This is a genomic window from Citrobacter sp. wls711 (assembly GCF_005281055.1).
GTDB lineage: Bacteria > Pseudomonadota > Gammaproteobacteria > Enterobacterales > Enterobacteriaceae > Citrobacter > Citrobacter gillenii.
The window spans coordinates 17,123-37,023 of the sequence record NZ_SZXC01000068.1; the positions used below are offsets into that span (position 1 = coordinate 17,123).

A 19,901-nucleotide genomic window follows, 5' to 3' on the forward strand; every position below is an offset into this window, starting at 1 on the left:
ATTGTACCTTATGGGACGTGCCGGAGGGGAGAAAAACAAAAGGCCGGAGGATCCGGCCTTTGCAGTTAATGCGTACTTACTTTTCCTGAAGTCCGAGTTTCTTCTCCAGGTAGTGGATATTGGAACCACCACGCTGGAAGTGCTCGTCATTCATGATGCGGATCTGCAGATCGACGTTGGTTTTGATCCCGTCGATGATCAGTTCCTGCAAGGCGTTTTTCATGCGGGCAATCGCCACGTCACGGTTTTCGCCATAACAAATAAGTTTGCCGATCATTGAGTCATAGTAAGGCGGTACGGTGTAACCCGCGTAAATATGAGACTCCCAGCGCACACCAAAACCACCCGGCGCGTGGAAACGCGTGATTTTACCCGGGCTTGGCAGGAAGGTGTTCGGGTCTTCGGCGTTGATACGGCATTCTACCGCATGGCCTTTAACCACAACTTCATCCTGCGTAATGGACAGCGGCTGACCCGCAGCGATACGCAGCTGCTCTTTGATCAGATCAACGCCGGTGATCATTTCGGTAACAGGATGCTCTACCTGGATACGGGTGTTCATTTCAATGAAATAGAACTCGCCGTTTTCGAACAGGAACTCGAAAGTACCCGCTCCACGGTAGCCGATATCCACACAGGCTTTGGAGCAACGTTCGCCGATGTAACGACGCAGTTCCGGGGTAATGCCCGGTGCTGGTGCTTCTTCGACCACTTTCTGGTGACGGCGCTGCATGGAGCAGTCACGTTCTGCCAGATAGATTGCGTTACCCTGGCCGTCAGCCAACACCTGAATTTCGATGTGGCGTGGGTTCTCCAGGTATTTTTCCATGTAAACCATGTCATTGTTGAAAGCGGCTTTCGCTTCAGCTTTGGTCATGGAAATGGATTGAGCCAGTTCAGCATCGCCGCGTACAACACGCATACCGCGACCGCCGCCGCCGCCGGAGGCTTTGATGATAACCGGATAGCCGATGCGCTTGGCATGGGCGCGGTTTGCGTCCATATCGTCGCCCAGTGGGCCGTCAGAACCTGGAACGGTCGGTACACCTGCTTTCTTCATGGCAGTAATTGCAGACACTTTGTCGCCCATCAGGCGGATGGTGTCGGCTTTCGGGCCGATGAAGATAAAGCCAGAGCGTTCTACCTGCTCAGCAAAGTTGGCGTTTTCAGACAGGAAGCCGTAACCCGGGTGAATAGCGACCGCGCCAGTGATTTCAGCGGCACTGATGATTGCCGGGATATTCAGATAGCTTTTAACAGACGGAGCCGGGCCAATACAGACCGTTTCATCTGCCAGTAATACGTGTTTTAGATCGCGATCCGCGCTTGAGTGTACAGCGACGGTCTTGATGCCCAGTTCTTTACAGGCACGAAGAATACGCAGGGCAATCTCGCCACGGTTGGCGATAACGATTTTATCCAACATGTTCGCCTCGTTACTCGATGACGACCAGCGGCTCGTCAAATTCTACCGGTTGACCACTTTCTACCAGAATCGCTTTTACCACGCCGGATTTATCGGCTTCGATCTGGTTCATCATTTTCATGGCTTCAACGATGCAAAGGGTATCGCCCGCATTCACTTTCTGGCCCACTTCGATAAACGGTTTAGCGTCAGGGCCCGGGGTGCGGTAGAAAGTACCAACCATCGGGGAACGTACGATGTGACCACTGATTTCCGCTGCAGCAGGGGCTTCCATGCTTGGCGCTGCAGTTTGCGCGACAGCGTTATACGGAGCAGGTTGTTGCATCATTGGTGCAGCATAAGCCTGTTGCATCATCGGGAAACCTGCATTTGGCGCTGCGCGGCTGATGCGTACAGACTCTTCGCCTTCAGAAATTTCCAGTTCGGAGATGCCTGATTCTTCAACCAGCTCGATCAGTTTTTTAATCTTACGAATATCCATGAGTGGGTTCCGTACTCTTTGTTTAGTGAAATTGTGACAGGCGTTTTATCGCCGTCTGTATAGCATTTGAATAACTGTTGGTGACAAGATGTCACCCCTCTCTGGCGTTGCACTGCGTGCTGCAGCCATTAAACGAGATATCAAAACTTACCAGTCATTGTGTGGCTATCTTCTGCCATTTTCGGGTAAAAGACAAAATATACCTTCAATACTCGATTGTCACCCTTTCCGCGCTGTAAAAACGCCTCCAGGGAAAGCAAGGTCGCACATTATAACCATTTCGTAGCAATTGGCAGCTAAATACTGGTCTTATCAGGGAAGATAATCAACCGCCTGCATGTAAAGAACGTGGGTTCGTCTGTGTTTTGCAACGCACTGCACATATCCCGAAACTACCGCCACCACTGGCGGAACTTCTTATAACGGCAGGCTAAAAGCACGACGGCGAGCGCGGCGTAAATGATTGGTTGCGGGGATAAAATCTTCACCGACCACAGGTAATGCACGGGGGCCAGGATCGCCACAAGATAGACGAAGTTGTGTAAAAGTTGCCAGCGTTTTCCCAGTTTCCGCTGCGCAGCCTGGGTGGAGGTGAGTGTGAGGGCAAATAACAGAGTCCAACTGATAATTCCCAGCATCAGATAAGGCCGTGTCGTTAGCTCTCGACCCAACAGACTCAGGTTGTTAATGCCCAGCTCCAGCAGCGCATAACTGGTTAAATGCACGGTGGCCCAGGCAAAACACCAGAGTCCTAACAGGCGGCGAGTGCGTATTAAGAGTGGCTGCTTAGCGTAGCGCGCCAGCGGCGAGATCAGCAAGGTTGCCAACAAGAATTTCAGAGCCGTCCTACCGGTAAAGTGTTGAATGTCCTTGACCGGATCGGCGCTTAAGTCGCCATTATTAATGGCCCAAAAGAGCCAGACAAAAGGTAAAAAGCCGGCAAGATGCAGGCAAACTTTCAGCCAGGTGATGTGTTTTGCCGTCAGACGCACTTAAAAATTCTCCCTCAAGTTAAGGCCGTGATACAGCGAAGCGACCTCATCGGCATAGCCGTTAAACAGCAGCGTAGGTTGACGCTGTACGTCGAGGATACCGCCTGCGCCAATAAAACGTTCTGTGGCTTGTGACCAACGGGGGTGATCGACGCCGGGGTTAACATTGGCATAAAACCCATATTCATTAGGCGCCGCCATATTCCAGGTGGTCGGCGGGCGATCGCGCGTCAGCTTAATGCTGACTATCGACTTAATTCCTTTAAAACCGTATTTCCACGGTACGGTTAATCGAATAGGGGCGCCATTCTGCGGGGGAAGCGCTTTGCCATAAACGCCCACGGTGAGCAGCGTGAGCGGGTGCATGGCTTCATCAAGGCGTAAACCTTCAACGTAGGGGTATTTCAGCCCTCCGCCAATAAAGCGATCTTTCTGTCCCGGCATATCATCCGGTGCGTAGAGCGTTTCGAACGCCACATATTTCGCATTGCTGGTGGGTTCAACCAGTGCCAGCAGCTTATGTAAAGGAAAGCCAATCCACGGCACGACCATGGACCAGGCTTCTACACAGCGCATGCGATAAATGCGTTCCTCCAGCGGGAAGCGGGTGGTCAACGCATCGTGATCGAGGGTTAATGGCTTTGCCACTTCGCCACTAATTTTCAGCGTCCACGGATCGGTTTTTAAACTGCCCGCGTTGGCCGCCGGGTCTGCTTTATCGAGACCGAACTCATAGAAGTTGTTGTAGCCGGTGACTTTATCTTCCGGCGTTAACGGCAATGTATTTTGCCAGGCGGCAGGTTTCGTGAAATCAAGCGGTTTTCCGGCGGGTGCGGGCGGTCGGTTATTACCTTTAAACCAACTTAGCAGATCGGCCTGGGCGTTGGGAGAGAGGGAAAGGGCTGTCGCACTGATACCCAGCGCTTTCAATACCTGGCGACGTTGCAGCATAAAAACAGATTCTGCCGTTACGTCGGTTTCCGTCAGTTTTTTGGATTTCATATCATCCTCCGTCATGCGTTTTGCTAAGCATGACGGAGGCAAAGGCTTATCGCGAATTTATCACGAAAAATTGCAGATTAGGCGATCTTCACCAGCGTGCGGCCCTGCACCTGATTATTAATGATGGCGTCAGCAAGCTTCGGCGCGTCGGCGAGCGTAATTTCAGTTGCGGCCTGAGCGTAGAAAGATTCCGGCAGGTCAGTGACCAGACGTTGCCAGGCCTGAGCACGGCGCGCCGCTGGCGTCATAACGGAATCAACACCTTGTAGGCGGACATTGCGCAGAATGAACGGCATCACCGTGGTGGGCAGTGCAAAACCACCTGCCAGACCACAGGCAGCAACGCAGCCACCATAGTTCATCTGCGCGAGGACTTTTGCCAGTACTTTGTCGCCAACGGTATCAATGGCGCCAGCCCACAGCTGTTTTTCCAGCGGGCGAGTTTCAGCAAATTCATCACGACCGAGGATTCGGTTGGCGCCCAGACTACGCAGATAGTCGTGCGTGGTTTCGCGACCCGATACCGCGGCAACCTGATAGCCCAGCTTGTGCAGTAACGCAACGGCAGTGCTACCCACGCCGCCGCTGGCACCGGTGACAACAATCTCACCGTCTTGCGGGCGAATACCAGCATCCTCAAGCGCCATCACGCACAGCATGGCGGTAAAACCGGCAGTGCCGATGATCATCGCATTGCGGCTACTCAGTCCATTTGGTAGCGCAACCAGCCAGTCACCTTTTACACGAGCGCGTTCGGACAGTCCGCCCCAATGGTTTTCGCCCACGCCCCAACCGGTCAGCAACACCTCCTGACCAGCGTGAAAACGGGGATCTTCACTGTGGCGAACGGTACCGGCGAAATCGATACCAGGAATCATCGGAAAATTACGGATAATTTTTCCCTTGCCGGTGATGGCCAGGGCATCTTTATAGTTCAGGCTCGACCAGTGAACATCCACCGTCACATCGCCTTCCGGTAGCTGATTTTCGTCGAGGGGTTGAACGGATGCGAGGGTTTTACCGTCCTGCTGTTCTAAGATCAAAGCCTGCATAACCTGTCCTCAATTCATATAGTGGATTGGAAAATGAATGATGAAGACTATACTCGTTAATCAAAACATGATGCCGATTCTGCGCAATAAATTGCCAGATATACCTGATTTGGTAGTATGACCACACTATTTATGTAAATTGACGGATTTCGCGTTCATTTTTGCATTTTCGTGTCGCTTTTCCATTTTCATGCCTGATTCATAACTGTCGGAGTTAACACAAGGATGCGATTAACGACGAAATTTTCAGCTTTTGTGACTTTGCTCACAGGGTTAACGATCTTCGTGACGCTGATCGGCTGCTCGCTGAGTTTCTACAATGCGATCCAATATAAGTTCACTAGTCGTGTCCAGGCCGTCGCGACGGCGATCGACACGCACCTGGTTTCTAAAGATTTTGTCACCTTAACGCCGCAAATAGACGAGCTGATGGTGTCGGTTGATATCGTTCGCGTTGAGCTGCTGCAGGGGGAAAGCAAGGTTTATAGCCATTCCCGCACCAGCAGTTATCGCCCGGCGGGAACAAATAATCTGTACCGTGAGATCACCGTCCCTTTGCTCAAGCATCCGGGGATGTCGCTGCGCCTGGTGTATCAGGATCCGATGGGCAATTATTTCCATTCGCTGATGACCACCGCACCGCTCACACTGTCGATTGGTTTTATTATCCTGATGTTATTTTTGTCGGTGCGCTGGCTACAGCGCCAGCTTTCCGGGCAGGAACTGTTGGAGATTCGTTCCACGCGGATCCTTAACGGTGAACGTGGGCCGAATGTGCGGGGAACCGTGTATGAATGGCCGGCGCGCACCAGCAGTGCGCTCGATATGCTGCTCACCGAAATTCAAAGCGCTCGCGAGCAGCGCAGCAGGCTGGATACGCTTATCCGATCGTATGTGGCGCAGGATACAAAAACCGGGCTCAGCAATCGTCTGTTTTTTGACAATCAACTGGCGACGCTGCTGGAAGATCAGGAGAAAGTGGGCGCCCACGGCGTGGTAATGATGGTGCGTTTGCCGGACTTTACGCTTTTGCGCGACAGTTGGGGGGGGGATCTTGCGGAAGAACAAATCTCGGCGCTGGTCAATTTATTATCGACCTTTATTGCGCGTTATCCTGGGGCGCTGTTGGCGCGCTACCACCGTAGCGATTTTGCCATCCTGCTGCCGCACCGCACCTTGAAAGAGGCGGAAAGCATCGCTGGGCAGTTGTTAAAAGCGGTCGATGCCCTTCCGACTAACAAAAAAATTGATCGTGCCGATATGATTCATATTGGCATTTGCGTCTGTCGCAGCGGCCAGTCCGCTGAACAGGTGATGGAGCACGCTGAAGCGGCAACCCGGAACTCGGTATTACAGGGCGGGAACAGTTGGTCAGTTTATGATGACTCGCTGCCGGAAAAAGGTCGGGGTAATGTGCGCTGGCGCACGCTCATTGAGCAGATGCTCAGTCGGGGCGGTCCAAGGCTCTATCAGAAACCCGCGGTCACCCATGAAGGACGAGTACACCATCGGGAATTAATGTGCCGCATTTTTGATGGCAGTGAAGAGGTTATCTCGGCGGAATATATGCCGATGGTGCTGCAATTTGGCCTGGCGGAAGAATATGATCGTTTGCAGATTAGCCGTCTGATCTTGTTATTGGGATATTGGCCGCAGGAAAGTCTGGCGATCCAGACGACGGTTGAGTCACTTATTCGACCGCGTTTTCAGCGTTGGCTGCGTGATACCTTGATGCAGTGCGAAAAATCGCTGCGAAAACGCATAATTATTGAACTTGCTGAGGCAGATGTTTGTCAACACATCAGCCGGTTACAGCCCGTTATCCGTTTGATGGATGCGCTGGGTGTCCGCATTGCCGTGACGCAGGCGGGGTTGACGCTGGTGAGTACCAGCTGGATTAAAGAACTCAATGTCGAGCTCTTGAAGCTTCATCCAGGTCTGGTGAGAAACATTGATAAACGTACGGAGAACCAGCTGTTGGTTCAGAGCCTGGTGGAGGCCTGCTCAGGAACGCCAACGCAGGTGTATGCCACTGGCGTTCGTTCGCGTAGTGAGTGGCGTACGCTGACAGAACGTGGAGTCGCGGGTGGGCAAGGGGATTTTTTTGCCGCATCACAGCCACTTGACACAAACGTGAAAAAATATTCGCAAAGATACTCGGTTTAACCTGCCGTTTAATTTGTTTTCACGTAGAATAACGCGCGTTGTGCCTTCTGGGGGTGTGCTTGTCTGCTCGCCAGAATGTAACAGCAAACATGCAGGTGAATGACCTTTGACAGGTTGCAAACAAAAGCGAGGAGTGCTGCTGATTTTTTCAGCCCTGATGGACTCAGGCCGGTTTTGTAACAAAGGAAACGAACTGCACTAATTTTCACCGTAGCAGATGATTTTTCCGCCTTGTCGCTGCTGCGTGTGGTTGGTAAAGTAAGCGGATTTTGTTTTCCGCCCCAGCTTTCAGGATTATCCCTTAGTATGTTGAAAAAATTTCGTGGCATGTTTTCCAATGACCTGTCCATTGACCTGGGTACCGCGAATACCCTTATTTATGTAAAAGGACAAGGCATCGTATTGAATGAGCCTTCTGTTGTGGCCATTCGACAGGATCGTGCCGGTTCGCCGAAAAGCGTGGCCGCAGTAGGTCATGATGCGAAGCAGATGCTGGGTCGTACGCCGGGCAACATTGCTGCAATTCGCCCAATGAAAGACGGCGTTATCGCTGACTTCTTCGTGACTGAAAAAATGCTTCAGCACTTTATCAAACAAGTGCACAGCAATAGCTTTATGCGCCCAAGCCCGCGCGTGCTGGTGTGTGTGCCGGTTGGCGCAACGCAGGTTGAACGTCGTGCCATTCGTGAGTCTGCTCAGGGTGCCGGTGCGCGTGAAGTATTCCTGATTGAAGAGCCGATGGCGGCAGCGATCGGTGCAGGTCTGCCTGTTTCCGAAGCAACCGGTTCTATGGTTGTGGATATCGGTGGTGGTACCACTGAAGTTGCTGTTATCTCCCTGAACGGCGTCGTTTACTCCTCCTCCGTACGTATTGGTGGTGACCGTTTCGATGAAGCCATCATTAATTATGTGCGTCGTAACTATGGTTCCCTGATCGGCGAAGCGACCGCTGAACGTATCAAACACGAAATCGGATCGGCTTACCCGGGCGACGAAGTGCTTGAGATCGAAGTGCGCGGCCGTAACCTGGCTGAAGGCGTTCCACGTGGCTTTACCCTGAACTCTAACGAGATTCTGGAAGCGCTGCAGGAACCGCTGACTGGTATCGTCAGCGCGGTCATGGTTGCCCTGGAACAATGTCCGCCAGAACTGGCGTCTGACATCTCCGAGCGCGGTATGGTGTTAACCGGCGGTGGTGCACTGCTGCGTAACCTTGACCGTCTGTTAATGGAAGAGACCGGTATTCCAGTCGTTGTTGCTGAAGATCCGCTGACCTGTGTGGCGCGCGGCGGCGGCAAGGCGCTGGAAATGATCGATATGCACGGCGGCGACCTGTTCAGCGAAGAGTAATCGGATACCGGCAGGGTTAACATCCGATTGCCCTGCCGAATCTGATACGAGAATACGCAAACTTATGAAGCCAATTTTTAGCCGTGGCCCGTCGCTACAGATTCGCCTTATTCTGGCGGTGCTGGTGGCGCTCGGCGTTATTATTGCCGACAGCCGCCTGGGTATGTTTAGTCAAATCCGAACATACATGGATACCGCCGTCAGTCCTTTCTACTTTATTTCTAATGGTCCCCGTGAATTACTCGATGGCGTGTCGCAAACGCTGGCCTCGCGTGACCAACTTGAACTTGAAAACCGGGCGCTGCGTCAGGAACTGCTGCTGAAAAACAGTGAACTGCTGATGCTGGGGCAATATAAACAGGAGAACGCGCGCTTGCGCGAGCTGCTGGGATCGCCGCTGCGCCAGGATGAACAAAAGATGGTGACTCAGGTCATCTCAACGGTTAATGACCCTTACAGCGATCAGGTAGTTATCGACAAGGGTAGCGTGAACGGTGTCTATGAAGGGCAGCCGGTCATCAGCGACAAAGGCGTTGTGGGCCAGGTTGTTGCCGTGGCGAAACTGACCAGTCGCGTGCTGCTGATTTGTGATGCCACCCATGCGCTGCCAATCCAGGTATTGCGTAACGATATCCGCGTGATTGCTGCCGGTAACGGCTGTACGGACGATCTGCAGCTCGAGCATCTGCCGGCCAATACCGACATTCGCGTTGGCGACGTGCTGGTAACCTCCGGTCTGGGCGGCCGCTTCCCTGAAGGCTATCCGGTTGCCGTGGTCTCTTCCGTTAAACTGGACACTCAGCGTGCTTACACCGTGATTCAGGCGCGTCCGACGGCAGGGTTACAGCGTTTGCGTTATCTGCTGCTGTTGTGGGGGGCGGATCGTAATGGTGCCAATCCGATGACGCCGGAAGAAGTGCATCGCGTAGCCAATGAACGTCTGATGCAAATGATGCCGCAGGTCCTGCCTGCACCGGACGCGATGGGCCCGCCTGCGCCCGTTCCTGCACCAGCGACTGGCGTGACGCCGACGCCTGCAACGACAACGCCGCCAGCACCTTCTCCGCGTAAGCCGGGAGGGCAGTAAGTGGCAAGCTATCGTAGTCAGGGGCGCTGGGTTATTTGGCTCTCGTTCTTTATTGCACTCTTACTGCAAGTCATGCCCTGGCCGGACGACATTCTTGTTTACCGGCCAAACTGGGTGCTGCTCATCTTGTTGTATTGGATCCTGGCACTGCCGCATCGCGTAAATGTGGGCACAGGATTTGTGGTGGGTGCCATACTGGATCTTATTAGCGGCTCTACGCTTGGCGTGCGGGCTCTGTCGATGAGTATCATTGCCTACCTGGTTGCGCTGAAATTCCAGCTATTCCGTAACCTGGCGCTCTGGCAACAGGCGCTGGTGGTCATGTTGTTATCACTGGTCGTGGATATTATTGTTTTCTGGGCCGAGTTTTTAGTGATCAACGTCTCTTTCAGACCTGAAGTGTTCTGGAGTAGTGTAGTCAATGGTGTGCTTTGGCCATGGCTATTTTTACTGATGCGTAAAGTCCGCCAGCAGTTTGCGGTGCAATAAGGTTGATATGAATACTCTGTATCTGGCTTCAGGCTCCCCACGCCGTCAGGAATTATTGACTCAGTTGGGTGTAACGTTTGAGCGACTGGTTCCGGGAATTGAGGAACAGCGGCATCCGCAAGAGAGCGCGCAGCAGTATGTTGTTCGCCTGGCGCGCGAGAAGGCGCAGGCAGGCGTTGCGCTGGCTGCACGAGATTTGCCGGTACTGGGGGCAGATACCATTGTCATCCTGAATGGCGAAGTGCTGGAAAAACCGCACGACGCCGCGCATGCGGCCGCAATGCTGCATAAGCTGTCAGGCAAAACACATCAGGTGATGACGGCGGTGGCACTAGCCGATCGTCAGCACCGTCTGGACTGCCTGGTGGTCACGGACGTCACGTTCAGAGCACTAACAGATGAGGACATCGCCGGCTATGTCGCCAGCGGTGAACCGATGGATAAAGCAGGTGCATACGGTATTCAAGGGTTGGGTGGCTGTTTTGTCAGGAAGATAAATGGCAGCTATCACGCCGTGGTCGGCTTACCGCTGGTAGAAACGTATGAGTTGCTGAGCAATTTTAACGCACTGCGTGAAAAAAGGGATAAACATGACGGCTGAATTGTTGGTAAACGTAACGCCCTCGGAAACACGCGTGGCGTACATTGATGGCGGTATTCTGCAGGAAATTCATATTGAACGTGAGGCGCGACGCGGAATCGTAGGCAATATCTACAAAGGTCGTGTAAGTCGTGTACTTCCGGGTATGCAGGCGGCTTTTGTAGATATTGGGCTGGATAAAGCCGCTTTTCTTCATGCTTCAGACATCATGCCGCACACCGAATGCGTGGCGGGTGAAGAACAGAAGCAGTTCACCGTGCGCGACATTTCCGAACTGGTTCGTCAGGGTCAGGATCTGATGGTGCAGGTGGTCAAAGATCCGCTGGGCACCAAGGGCGCTCGCCTGACGACAGACATCACGCTGCCTTCCCGTTACCTGGTCTTTATGCCTGGTGCTTCGCACGTTGGGGTTTCCCAGCGTATCGAAAGCGAAACCGAGCGTGAACGCCTGAAAAAAGTGGTGGCGGATTACTGCGATGAGCAGGGCGGATTTATTATTCGCACGGCTGCAGAAGGCGTGTGCGAGGACGATCTGGCCTCAGATGCGGCGTATCTCAAGCGTGTCTGGACCAAAGTCATGGAGCGCAAAAAACGCCCGCAAACCCGTTACCAGATGTACGGCGAGCTGGCGCTGGCGCAACGCGTGTTGCGTGATTTTGCTGATGCTCAGCTCGACAGGATCCGCGTGGACTCCCGTCTGACCTACGAAGCGTTACTGGAGTTTACAGCAGAATACATCCCTGAGATGACCAGCAAGCTGGAACATTACAGTGGACGACAGCCCATTTTCGATCTCTTTGATGTGGAAAATGAAATTCAGCGTGCGCTGGAACGCAAGGTTGAGCTGAAATCCGGCGGCTATTTGATTATCGATCAAACCGAAGCCATGACCACCGTGGATATCAATACCGGTGCGTTCGTTGGGCATCGTAATCTCGATGACACCATCTTTAATACCAATATTGAAGCTACGCAGGCGATTGCGCGTCAGCTGCGTCTGCGTAACCTGGGCGGCATTATCATTATCGATTTTATCGACATGAGTAATGAAGATCACCGCCGCCGGGTGCTGCACTCTTTGGAGCAGGCGCTGAGTAAAGATCGCGTTAAAACCAGCATTAACGGCTTTTCACAGCTGGGGCTGGTGGAGATGACGCGTAAGCGCACGCGTGAAAGCGTGGAGCATGTGCTATGCAACGAGTGCCCGACCTGCCACGGACGCGGTACGGTCAAAACGGTCGAAACCGTATGCTATGAAATTATGCGGGAGATCGTGCGTGTCCATCATGCTTACGACTCCGATCGTTTCCTGGTCTATGCTTCTCCGGCCGTGGCGGAAGCCCTGAAAGGTGAAGAGTCACACGCGCTGGCGGAAGTGGAAATTTTTGTCGGTAAGCAGGTTAAAGTACAAATTGAACCGCTCTATAACCAAGAGCAGTTCGACGTCGTTATGATGTAGTTAACCACCTGATGGCGATACCTTGTAGGCCGGATAAGGCGTTCACGCCGCCATCCGGCAAAACGATTTTGTGAGTCACATTTTTTGGCAGACAAGGAGAGATGCGTGAGGCGATTGCCGGGGATTTTACTGCTCACTGGAGCCGCGCTCGTCGTCATCGCAGCGCTACTGGTTAGTGGCCTGCGCCTTGCGTTGCCGCATCTCGATAGCTGGCGGCCTGCGATCCTCAGTAAAATTGAGTCGGCCACCGGTATGACCGTTTCTGCCAGCCAGCTCACCGCCAACTGGCAGAATTTTGGCCCCACCCTTGAAGCCCGCGATATCCACACTCAGCTTAGCGACGGCGGCGAATTCTCGGTCAAACGCGTCACGCTGGCGCTGGATGTCTGGCAAAGCTTGCTGCACATGCGCTGGCAGTTTCGCGATCTCACCTTCTGGCAACTGCATTTACGCACTAATACGCCTATCCAGCGCAGCAACAATGACGATGGAGTCGAACCCGGCCGCGTCAGCGATCTGTTTTTACGTCAGTTCGATCACTTCGATCTCCGCGACAGCCAAATCAGTTTCTTGACCCTCTCTGGTCAGCGCGCGGAGCTGGCGATCCCCCAGCTTACCTGGCTGAACGGAAAAAACAGGCACCGCGCCGAAGGTCAGGTTAGCCTCTCCAGCCTGACCGGGCAGCACGGTATCATGCAGGTGCGGATGGATCTGCGTGATGACGAAGGGCTACTGAACAATGGCCGGGTCTGGCTACAGGCCGATGACATTGACGTCAAACCGTGGCTGGGGAAATGGATGCAGGATAACGTCGCGCTGCAAACGGCACGCTTTAGCCTGGAAGGGTGGATGACGCTCAGCAAAGGTGAAATTTCCAGTGGTGATGTCTGGCTGAAGAAAGGCGGGGCAAGCTGGAAAGGTGACAACAATACGCACACGCTGTCTGTTGATAACCTGACCGCACAGATCAGCCGCGAACAGCCTGGCTGGGTGTTCGCGATCCCGGATACGCGTATCACGATGGATGACAAACCCTGGCCGAGTGGCGCGCTCACCCTGGCCTGGATCCCCGAGCAGGAAGTCGGGGGCGAGAATAACAAACGCAGCGACGAGCTGCGCATTCGAGCCAGTAACCTCGAACTGGCGGGTCTGGAAGGGCTACGCCCCATGGCGGCAAAGCTCTCCCCAGCGTTGGGTGACATCTGGCGGGCCACGCAGCCGAGCGGCAAGATAGATACGCTGGCGCTGGATATCCCATTACAGGCGACAGAAAAAACGCGCTTCCAGTCCTCGTGGACCGATCTGGCCTGGAAACAGTGGAAGCTGTTACCAGGCGCCGAGCATTTCTCTGGTACGCTTGCCGGTAGCGTGGAGAACGGTGCGCTTACCGTCTCGATGAAGCAGGCAAAAATGCCATATGAAACCGTCTTCCGTGCGCCGCTGGAAATAGAAGACGGCGTTGCGACGCTAAGCTGGCTGAAGAACGACAAAGGTTTTCAACTGGATGGGCGGAATATTGATGTTAAAGCCAAAGCCGTCCATGCGCGCGGCGGTTTTCGCTATCTCCAACCTGCCGGAGATGAACCGTGGTTGGGCATTCTGGCGGGGATCAGCACCGATGACGGTTCTCAGGCCTGGCGTTATTTCCCGGAAAACCTGATGGGTAAAGACCTGGTCGATTACCTTAGCGGTGCGATTCAGGGCGGTGAAGCGGATAACGCCACGCTGGTGTACGGCGGGAATCCGCGTTTGTTCCCGTATCCACATAATGAAGGTCAGTTTCAGGTACTGGTGCCGCTGCGCAATGCCAAATTTGCTTTCCAGCCTGACTGGCCAGCGCTTACCAATCTTAACATTGAGCTGAACTTCATTAATAACGGCCTGTGGATGAAGACCGACAGCGTCAATTTAGGTGGGGTGAGAGCCAGCAACCTGACGGCCAATATTCCCGACTACGCAAAAGAAAAGTTGCTGATTGATGCCGACATTAATGGTCCTGGCAAGGCGGTCGGACCGTATTTTGACGAGACACCGCTGAAGGACTCACTGGGCGCCACGCTGGAGCAGCTCCAGATTGACGGCGATGTGAATGCTCGCTTACATCTGGATATCCCCTTTGATGGCTCGCTGGTGACCGCCAAAGGTGATGTTAACCTGCGCAATAACAGCCTGTTTATTAAGCCACTCGACAGTACATTAAAGAACCTGAACGGCAAATTTAGCTTTATCAACGGCTCACTTCAAAGCGAGCCGATGACGGCCAACTGGTTTAATCAGCCGCTGAACGTCGACTTTTCCACCACCGAGGGAGCTAAAGCCTATCAGGTTGCAGTGAATCTGAACGGCGACTGGCAGCCAACCCGCATGGGCATCCTGCCAACGCAGGTGAACGAGGCCTTAGGCGGCAGCGTAGCGTGGAATGGCAAAGTGGGTATCGATCTTCCGTACCATGCCGGGGCGACCTACAGCATTGAGCTTAAAGGTGACCTGAAGAATGTAAGCAGTCACTTACCTGCGCCGCTGAATAAAGCGGCCGGCGAGTCTCTGCCATTGAACGTGAAGGCCGACGGCAACCTGCGCAGCTTCGATTTGACGGGCAACGCGGGGCCTAAAAATCACTTTAACAGCCACTGGCTGTTGAATCAGAAACTGACCCTTGATCGTGCTATCTGGGCTTCTGAAAGCCGCACGGTTCCTGACCTGCCCGAGCAGCAAGGTATTGAGCTCAATCTGCCGCCAATGGACGGTGCGCAATGGCTGGCACTGTTTAACAAAGGCGCGGCGGACAGCGTGGGCACCAATGCGAACTTCCCGCAGCGCATAACGGTACGCACGCCGTCGCTATCGTTGGGCGGTCAGCAGTGGAACAATCTCAGTATTGTGTCTGAGCCTTCGTCGAATGGCAGTAAAGTGCAGGCGCAGGGGCGTGAGATCAACGCGACGTTGGCGATGCGCAATAACGCACCGTGGCTGGCAAACGTGAAGTATCTCTATTACAACCCGAGCGCCGCGAAACCCGCACCGAACGCCACGCCGGCCTCGCCGTTTTCCGCGATCAACAACGTCAGCTTCCGTGGCTGGCCGGACGTTCAACTGCGCTGCGAAGAGTGCTGGATGTGGGGGCAGAAATACGGGCGTATTGACGCCGATGTCGCGATTAAAGGCGATACACTGACCCTGGATAACGGACTGCTGGATACGGGCTTTGCCAGACTGACCCTCGACGGTGAATGGGTTAACGCACCGGGTAATGTGCGCACCTCGCTGAAGGGAAAACTCAACGGTAATAAAATTGATTCTGCGGCCGGTTTCTTTGGCGTATCGACCCCGATCCACAACTCCTCGTTTAACGTTGAGTACGATTTACACTGGCGTAACCCGCCCTGGGATCCGGATGAAGCGTCACTAAATGGTATTTTGCGCACCCGTCTGGGCAAAGGTGAGCTTACTGAACTCAGCACCGGACATGCGGGGCAGTTGCTGCGCCTGCTGAGCTTTGATGCGTTGCTGCGTAAACTGCGTTTCGATTTTAGCGATACGTTTAACGAGGGCTTCTATTTTGACTCCATTCGCAGTACGGCGTGGATCAAAGATGGCGTGATGCATACCGACGATACATTGGTGGATGGTCTGGAAGCCGATATCGCCATGAAAGGCTCGGTCAATCTGGTGCGCCGTGAGCTGAATATGGAAGCCGTGGTCGCGCCGGAAATTTCTGCCACCGTGGGAGTTGCCGCCGCATTTGCCGTTAACCCGATTGTCGGCGCGGCGGTGTTTGCCGCCAGTAAAGTCCTGGGGCCGCTGTGGAGCAAAGTCTCGATTCTGCGCTATCGCATCACTGGTCCGGTCGATAAACCGCAGATTAACGAAGTTCTGCGCCAGCCGCGTAAAGAAAGCCAGCAATGATTTGACGGGGGCGAGTAATTGCCCCAATCTCAGTAAATATGATCTTCTTACCGCTGTTTTACAGCGGCAACTAATGAGTAGCAAAACGATGAGTCTGAACCTGGTAAGTGAACAATTGCTAGCGGCGAATGGCCTGAAACATCAGGACCTGTTTGCCATTCTGGGCCAACTGGCCGAACGCCGTCTTGATTACGGCGATCTCTATTTTCAGTCGAGCTATCACGAATCCTGGGTTTTAGAAGACCGCATCATTAAAGATGGTTCTTACAACATCGATCAGGGCGTTGGTGTGCGTGCCATCAGCGGCGAAAAAACCGGGTTTGCCTATGCGGACCAGATAAGTCTGCTGGCGCTGGAGCAAAGTGCTCTTGCTGCCCGTACTATTGTGCGCGACAACGGTGATGGCAAAGTGAAAACGCTGGGTGCAGTAGAGCATCAGGCGCTTTATACCTCACTTGATCCGTTGCAGAGCATGAGCCGTGAAGAGAAGCTGGATATTCTGCGTCGCGTTGATAAGGTCGCGCGTGCCGCCGACAAACGTGTGCAAGAAGTGACCGCTAGCTTGACCGGCGTTTATGAGCTGATTCTGGTTGCGGCGACTGACGGTACGTTGGCGGCGGATGTTCGTCCTCTGGTGCGCCTGTCCGTTAGCGTGCAGGTTGAAGATGACGGTAAGCGTGAACGTGGCGCTAGCGGCGGTGGTGGTCGTTTTGGCTATGACTATTTCCTCGCCTCCCTTGACGGCGAAGTCCGTGCCGATGCATGGGCGAAAGAAGCCGTGCGCATGGCGCTGGTGAATCTCTCCGCGGTAGCCGCGCCAGCAGGCGCACTGCCGGTCGTGCTGGGTGCAGGCTGGCCGGGCGTGCTGCTGCACGAAGCGGTCGGTCATGGCCTTGAAGGTGACTTCAATCGTCGTGGGACATCAGTCTTTAGCGGCCACATGGGTGAGCTGGTGGCATCTGAGCTGTGCACCATTGTGGATGACGGCACGATGGCGGATCGCCGTGGTTCAGTGGCTATTGATGATGAAGGTACGCCAGGCCAGTACAATGTCCTGATTGAAAACGGTATTCTGAAAGGCTATATGCAGGACAAGCTGAACGCGCGTCTGATGGGTGTAGCGCCGACCGGTAACGGACGTCGTGAATCTTACGCACATTTGCCAATGCCGCGTATGACCAATACCTATATGCTGCCGGGTAAATCTACGCCGCAGGAAATTATTGAGTCCGTTGAATACGGTATTTACGCTCCGAACTTCGGCGGCGGTCAGGTGGACATCACGTCCGGGAAGTTTGTGTTCTCAACGTCTGAAGCGTATCTGATTGAAAACGGTAAAGTGACCAAGCCGGTGAAAGGTGCGACGCTGATCGGCTCCGGCATTGAAGCGATGCAGCAGGTTTCGATGGTGGGTAATGACCTGAAACTGGATAACGGCGTCGGCGTTTGCGGTAAAGAAGGGCAGAGTCTGCCAGTGGGCGTGGGTCAGCCGACGTTGAAGGTAGATAGCCTTACCGTAGGCGGTACCGCGTAACTGTACATGCCGGATGGCAACGCTTCGCGTTTTATCCGGCCTACATATCTGCACCGACCGTAGGCCCGGTAAGCGAAGCGCCACCGGGCATGTTTATTTCTCTTTACCCCTGCCGTACATCCCCTGAAACAACTGCGCCACATCGACAAAATAATCCGTGAGAGAGTTAATCACGACCTGCACCTTGAGCGGCAGCTTGTCTTTTTCGGTATACAGCGCGTAAACCGGACGTGGATCTGACTGGTAGCGGGGCAGCAGGATCTCCAATTCACCACGATTGATCTCATTGATCACCCACATCAGCGGGACATAGGCAATCCCCGCACCTGCGGCCAGCCAACGCACCAGCGTCATGGGATCGTTGGTTACGAAGCGTCCCTGCGGGATCAGGCGGGTTGAAATCCCTTCCGGGGCAATAAGCTCAAATTCATTATCTGGACGCACGCTGTATTCCAGCCACGAATGGTTGCTGAGATCGGCGGGTTTTTCCGGGATGCCAAACTGGGCGAGATAGCTTTTAGCGGCACAAACCACCATTGGCATCGTCCCCAGACGACGTGAAAAAAGACTGGAGTCCTGGAGAGCGCCCACACGGATAACCACGTCCAGACCGTCAGCAATTAAGTCCGGGGCCGGGATGCCGGTGACCAGATTGACCGCCAGTCCGGGGTACTCTTTCAGCATTTTTGCGGTCAGTCCGGCGAGGACATTTTGTGCCATGGTTGAAGAACAGCCGATCCGCAGTGTACCGATCGGCGTGTTGTTAAACGCATAGAGCTGCTCATGAACGTCCTGCACTTCGTGCAGCATGCGACGGCAGCCCTGATAATAAATTTTTCCGGCCTCGGTCAGCCCAATGCTGCGTGTACTGCGGTTTAGCAGCTTAACCTGCAGTTCATCTTCCAGTTTTGATACCGTCTGGCTTATCGATGAAACGCTCATTTGCAGTTGTCTGGCTGCGGCAGTGAAGGAGCCAAACTCGACGACTTTGGCGAACACCGACATACGTTTTAATCGTTCCATTGTTCACTCTGGCTTAAAAGTGATTTAGATCACATAATATAGATAACAGCATAACAGTTACGTTAATATATTATTATTCAAATAACAGCTATGTCGCTCTCGCCTGGCTCATCCTTGCCCTTCTCTGCGGTGACATACGCTCAATAAACGATCGCCCGCACTCTCTTAAGCTACCAAGGTCAACATGAGTCTGTTTCCCGTTATCGTGGTGTTTGGTCTTTCCTTCCCACCGATTTTTTTCGAGTTACTTTTGTCACTGGCGATTTTCTGGCTGGTGCGCCGGGTGCTGGTTCCAACTGGCATCTATGATTTTGTCTGGCATCCGGCTCTGTTTAACACCGCGCTGTATTGCTGTCTGTTCTATCTAATAACGCGCCTGTTCGTTTGAGGTTGAAGTGAAAACACTAACAAGAAAACTCTCCCGTACGGCCATGACTCTCGTACTGGTCATTCTGGCTTTTATCGCTATTTTCCGCGCATGGGTCTATTACACCGAGTCGCCGTGGACGCGTGATGCGCGTTTTAGTGCCGAGGTTGTTGCTATCGCCCCGGACGTCGCGGGCCTGATTACTCACGTTAACGTGCATGATAACCAGCTGGTGAAAAAGGATCAGGTCCTGTTCACCATCGACCAACCGCGCTATAAAAAAGCCCTCGAACAAGCCGAAGCGGACGTCGCCTATTATCAGGTCCTGGCGCAGGAAAAACGCCAGGAAGCGGGGCGTCGTAACCGTCTTGGCGTTCAGGCCATGTCCCGCGAAGAGATTGACCAGTCGAATAACGTGCTGCAAACCGTATTACATCAGCTGGCGAAGGCGCAGGCGACCCGCGATCTGGCAAAACTCGATCTTGAACGTACGGTCATCCGTGCGCCAGCCGACGGTTGGGTGACGAACCTTAACGTCTATTCCGGGGAGTTTATTACCCGTGGTTCGACGGCGGTGGCGCTGGTTAAACAGCATTCTTTCTACGTGCTGGCTTATATGGAAGAGACCAAGCTGGAAGGTGTGCGTCCGGGTTACCGCGCTGAAATTACGCCGCTTGGCAGCAACAAGGTTTTGAAAGGTACCGTTGATAGCGTGGCGGCGGGCGTGACGAATGCCAGCAGTACGCAGGATGCGAAAGGCATGGCGACCATTGACTCCAACCTTGAATGGGTGCGACTGGCTCAGCGTGTGCCAGTACGCGTCCGTCTTGATGACCAGCAGGGAACGCTGTGGCCAGCCGGGACCACGGCGACTGTGGTCATTACCGGGAAGCAGGATCGCGATGCCAGCCAGGAGTCCTTCTTCCGTAAAATGGCGCACCGTCTGCGCGAGTTCGGTTAATTGCG

Annotated in this window: 17 protein-coding genes; 10 read left to right on the forward strand and 7 right to left on the reverse strand. The window is 53.8% G+C overall.

The features are described from left to right. Positions 1–76: 76 nt before the first annotated feature. The 5 genes from accC to FDW98_RS19040 form a co-directional block, all read right to left on the reverse strand. A complete protein-coding gene (accC, locus tag FDW98_RS19020) occupies positions 77–1,426 on the reverse strand; it encodes an acetyl-CoA carboxylase biotin carboxylase subunit (protein WP_096755461.1) in 1,350 nt (449 codons plus the stop codon). A 10-nt stretch (positions 1,427–1,436) separates the two neighbouring features. Then, the gene (gene accB, locus FDW98_RS19025) at positions 1,437–1,907 is read right to left on the reverse strand and encodes an acetyl-CoA carboxylase biotin carboxyl carrier protein (RefSeq protein WP_096755462.1); all 471 of its coding nucleotides are present in this window, start codon (positions 1,905–1,907) and stop codon (positions 1,437–1,439) included. Positions 1,908–2,299: 392 nt separating this feature from the next. After that, the gene (msrQ, locus tag FDW98_RS19030; RefSeq protein ID WP_096755463.1) at positions 2,300–2,899 is read right to left on the reverse strand and encodes a protein-methionine-sulfoxide reductase heme-binding subunit MsrQ; all 600 of its coding nucleotides are present in this window, start codon (positions 2,897–2,899) and stop codon (positions 2,300–2,302) included. Then, positions 2,900–3,901 carry a protein-methionine-sulfoxide reductase catalytic subunit MsrP gene (msrP, locus tag FDW98_RS19035; RefSeq protein WP_096755464.1) on the reverse strand — a complete coding sequence of 334 codons (1,002 nt, stop codon included), beginning with the start codon at positions 3,899–3,901 and terminating at the stop codon, positions 2,900–2,902. A gap of 77 nt (positions 3,902–3,978) precedes the next feature. Further along, positions 3,979–4,953: an MDR family oxidoreductase gene (locus tag FDW98_RS19040; RefSeq protein ID WP_096755465.1), complete on the reverse strand. Its 975-nt coding sequence runs from the start codon at positions 4,951–4,953 to the stop codon at positions 3,979–3,981. A gap of 225 nt (positions 4,954–5,178) precedes the next feature. On the opposite strand from FDW98_RS19040, the gene csrD reads away from it, so the two are divergent. Further along, a complete protein-coding gene (gene csrD, locus FDW98_RS19045; protein WP_096755466.1) occupies positions 5,179–7,119 on the forward strand; it encodes an RNase E specificity factor CsrD in 1,941 nt (646 codons plus the stop codon). A gap of 8 nt (positions 7,120–7,127) precedes the next feature. Here csrD and FDW98_RS23460 read toward each other — a convergent pair whose 3' ends face one another. Further along, positions 7,128–7,448: a hypothetical protein gene (locus FDW98_RS23460; RefSeq protein ID WP_153880057.1), complete on the reverse strand. Its 321-nt coding sequence runs from the start codon at positions 7,446–7,448 to the stop codon at positions 7,128–7,130. On the opposite strand from FDW98_RS23460, the gene mreB reads away from it, so the two are divergent. From mreB to tldD, 7 genes are all read left to right on the forward strand, one after another. Next, the gene (mreB, locus tag FDW98_RS19050; RefSeq protein WP_034498906.1) at positions 7,426–8,469 is read left to right on the forward strand and encodes a rod shape-determining protein MreB; all 1,044 of its coding nucleotides are present in this window, start codon (positions 7,426–7,428) and stop codon (positions 8,467–8,469) included. The two genes, FDW98_RS23460 and mreB, sit on opposite strands and share 23 nt — an antisense overlap. A 64-nt stretch (positions 8,470–8,533) precedes the next feature. After that, on the forward strand, positions 8,534–9,556 hold the full coding sequence (mreC, locus tag FDW98_RS19055) for a rod shape-determining protein MreC (protein ID WP_096755467.1): 1,023 nt from the start codon (positions 8,534–8,536) through the stop codon (positions 9,554–9,556). After that, on the forward strand, positions 9,557–10,045 hold the full coding sequence (mreD, locus tag FDW98_RS19060; protein WP_096755468.1) for a rod shape-determining protein MreD: 489 nt from the start codon (positions 9,557–9,559) through the stop codon (positions 10,043–10,045). 7 nt (positions 10,046–10,052) lie between these two features. Further along, entirely contained in the window at positions 10,053–10,646 is a 594-nt protein-coding gene (locus FDW98_RS19065; protein ID WP_096755469.1) for a nucleoside triphosphate pyrophosphatase, read from the forward strand. Next, positions 10,636–12,105 (forward strand): ribonuclease G, encoded by a 1,470-nt coding sequence (gene rng, locus FDW98_RS19070; RefSeq protein ID WP_096755470.1) that lies wholly within the window; start codon positions 10,636–10,638, stop codon positions 12,103–12,105. Before FDW98_RS19065 ends, rng begins: the two co-directional genes overlap by 11 nt. 105 nt (positions 12,106–12,210) lie before the next feature. Further along, a complete protein-coding gene (gene yhdP / locus FDW98_RS19075) occupies positions 12,211–16,011 on the forward strand; it encodes an AsmA2 domain-containing protein YhdP (protein ID WP_096755471.1) in 3,801 nt (1,266 codons plus the stop codon). A gap of 88 nt (positions 16,012–16,099) precedes the next feature. Beyond that, entirely contained in the window at positions 16,100–17,545 is a 1,446-nt protein-coding gene (gene tldD / locus FDW98_RS19080) for a metalloprotease TldD (RefSeq protein WP_096759323.1), read from the forward strand. A gap of 93 nt (positions 17,546–17,638) precedes the next feature. Here tldD and aaeR read toward each other — a convergent pair whose 3' ends face one another. After that, a complete protein-coding gene (gene aaeR, locus FDW98_RS19085) occupies positions 17,639–18,568 on the reverse strand; it encodes an HTH-type transcriptional activator AaeR (RefSeq protein ID WP_096755472.1) in 930 nt (309 codons plus the stop codon). A 184-nt stretch (positions 18,569–18,752) separates the two neighbouring features. On the opposite strand from aaeR, the gene aaeX reads away from it, so the two are divergent. Both aaeX and aaeA read left to right on the forward strand, forming a co-directional pair. Further along, complete coding sequence (aaeX, locus tag FDW98_RS19090; protein ID WP_003025177.1) at positions 18,753–18,956, forward strand: p-hydroxybenzoic acid efflux pump operon protein AaeX; 204 nt, start codon at positions 18,753–18,755, stop codon at positions 18,954–18,956. Positions 18,957–18,963: 7 nt separating this feature from the next. Continuing rightward, positions 18,964–19,896: a p-hydroxybenzoic acid efflux pump subunit AaeA gene (gene aaeA, locus FDW98_RS19095; protein WP_096755473.1), complete on the forward strand. Its 933-nt coding sequence runs from the start codon at positions 18,964–18,966 to the stop codon at positions 19,894–19,896. Positions 19,897–19,901: the final 5 nt, after the last annotated feature.

Bases quoted from the DNA above. Each gene is read 5' to 3' on its own strand.
- accB (WP_096755462.1), bottom strand. From the start codon at position 1,907: ATGGATATTCGTAAGATTAAAAAACTGATCGAGCTGGTTGAAGAATCA.
- FDW98_RS19040 (WP_096755465.1), bottom strand. From the start codon at position 4,953: ATGCAGGCTTTGATCTTAGAACAGCAGGACGGTAAAACCCTCGCATCC.
- tldD (WP_096759323.1), top strand. From the start codon at position 16,100: ATGAGTCTGAACCTGGTAAGTGAACAATTGCTAGCGGCGAATGGCCTG.
- accC (WP_096755461.1), bottom strand. From the start codon at position 1,426: ATGTTGGATAAAATCGTTATCGCCAACCGTGGCGAGATTGCCCTGCGT.
- rng (WP_096755470.1), top strand. From the start codon at position 10,636: ATGACGGCTGAATTGTTGGTAAACGTAACGCCCTCGGAAACACGCGTG.
- aaeX (WP_003025177.1), top strand. From the start codon at position 18,753: ATGAGTCTGTTTCCCGTTATCGTGGTGTTTGGTCTTTCCTTCCCACCG.
- aaeR (WP_096755472.1), bottom strand. From the start codon at position 18,568: ATGGAACGATTAAAACGTATGTCGGTGTTCGCCAAAGTCGTCGAGTTT.
- csrD (WP_096755466.1), top strand. From the start codon at position 5,179: ATGCGATTAACGACGAAATTTTCAGCTTTTGTGACTTTGCTCACAGGG.
- FDW98_RS19065 (WP_096755469.1), top strand. From the start codon at position 10,053: ATGAATACTCTGTATCTGGCTTCAGGCTCCCCACGCCGTCAGGAATTA.
- msrP (WP_096755464.1), bottom strand. From the start codon at position 3,901: ATGAAATCCAAAAAACTGACGGAAACCGACGTAACGGCAGAATCTGTT.
- mreC (WP_096755467.1), top strand. From the start codon at position 8,534: ATGAAGCCAATTTTTAGCCGTGGCCCGTCGCTACAGATTCGCCTTATT.
- mreB (WP_034498906.1), top strand. From the start codon at position 7,426: ATGTTGAAAAAATTTCGTGGCATGTTTTCCAATGACCTGTCCATTGAC.
- FDW98_RS23460 (WP_153880057.1), bottom strand. From the start codon at position 7,448: ATGCCACGAAATTTTTTCAACATACTAAGGGATAATCCTGAAAGCTGG.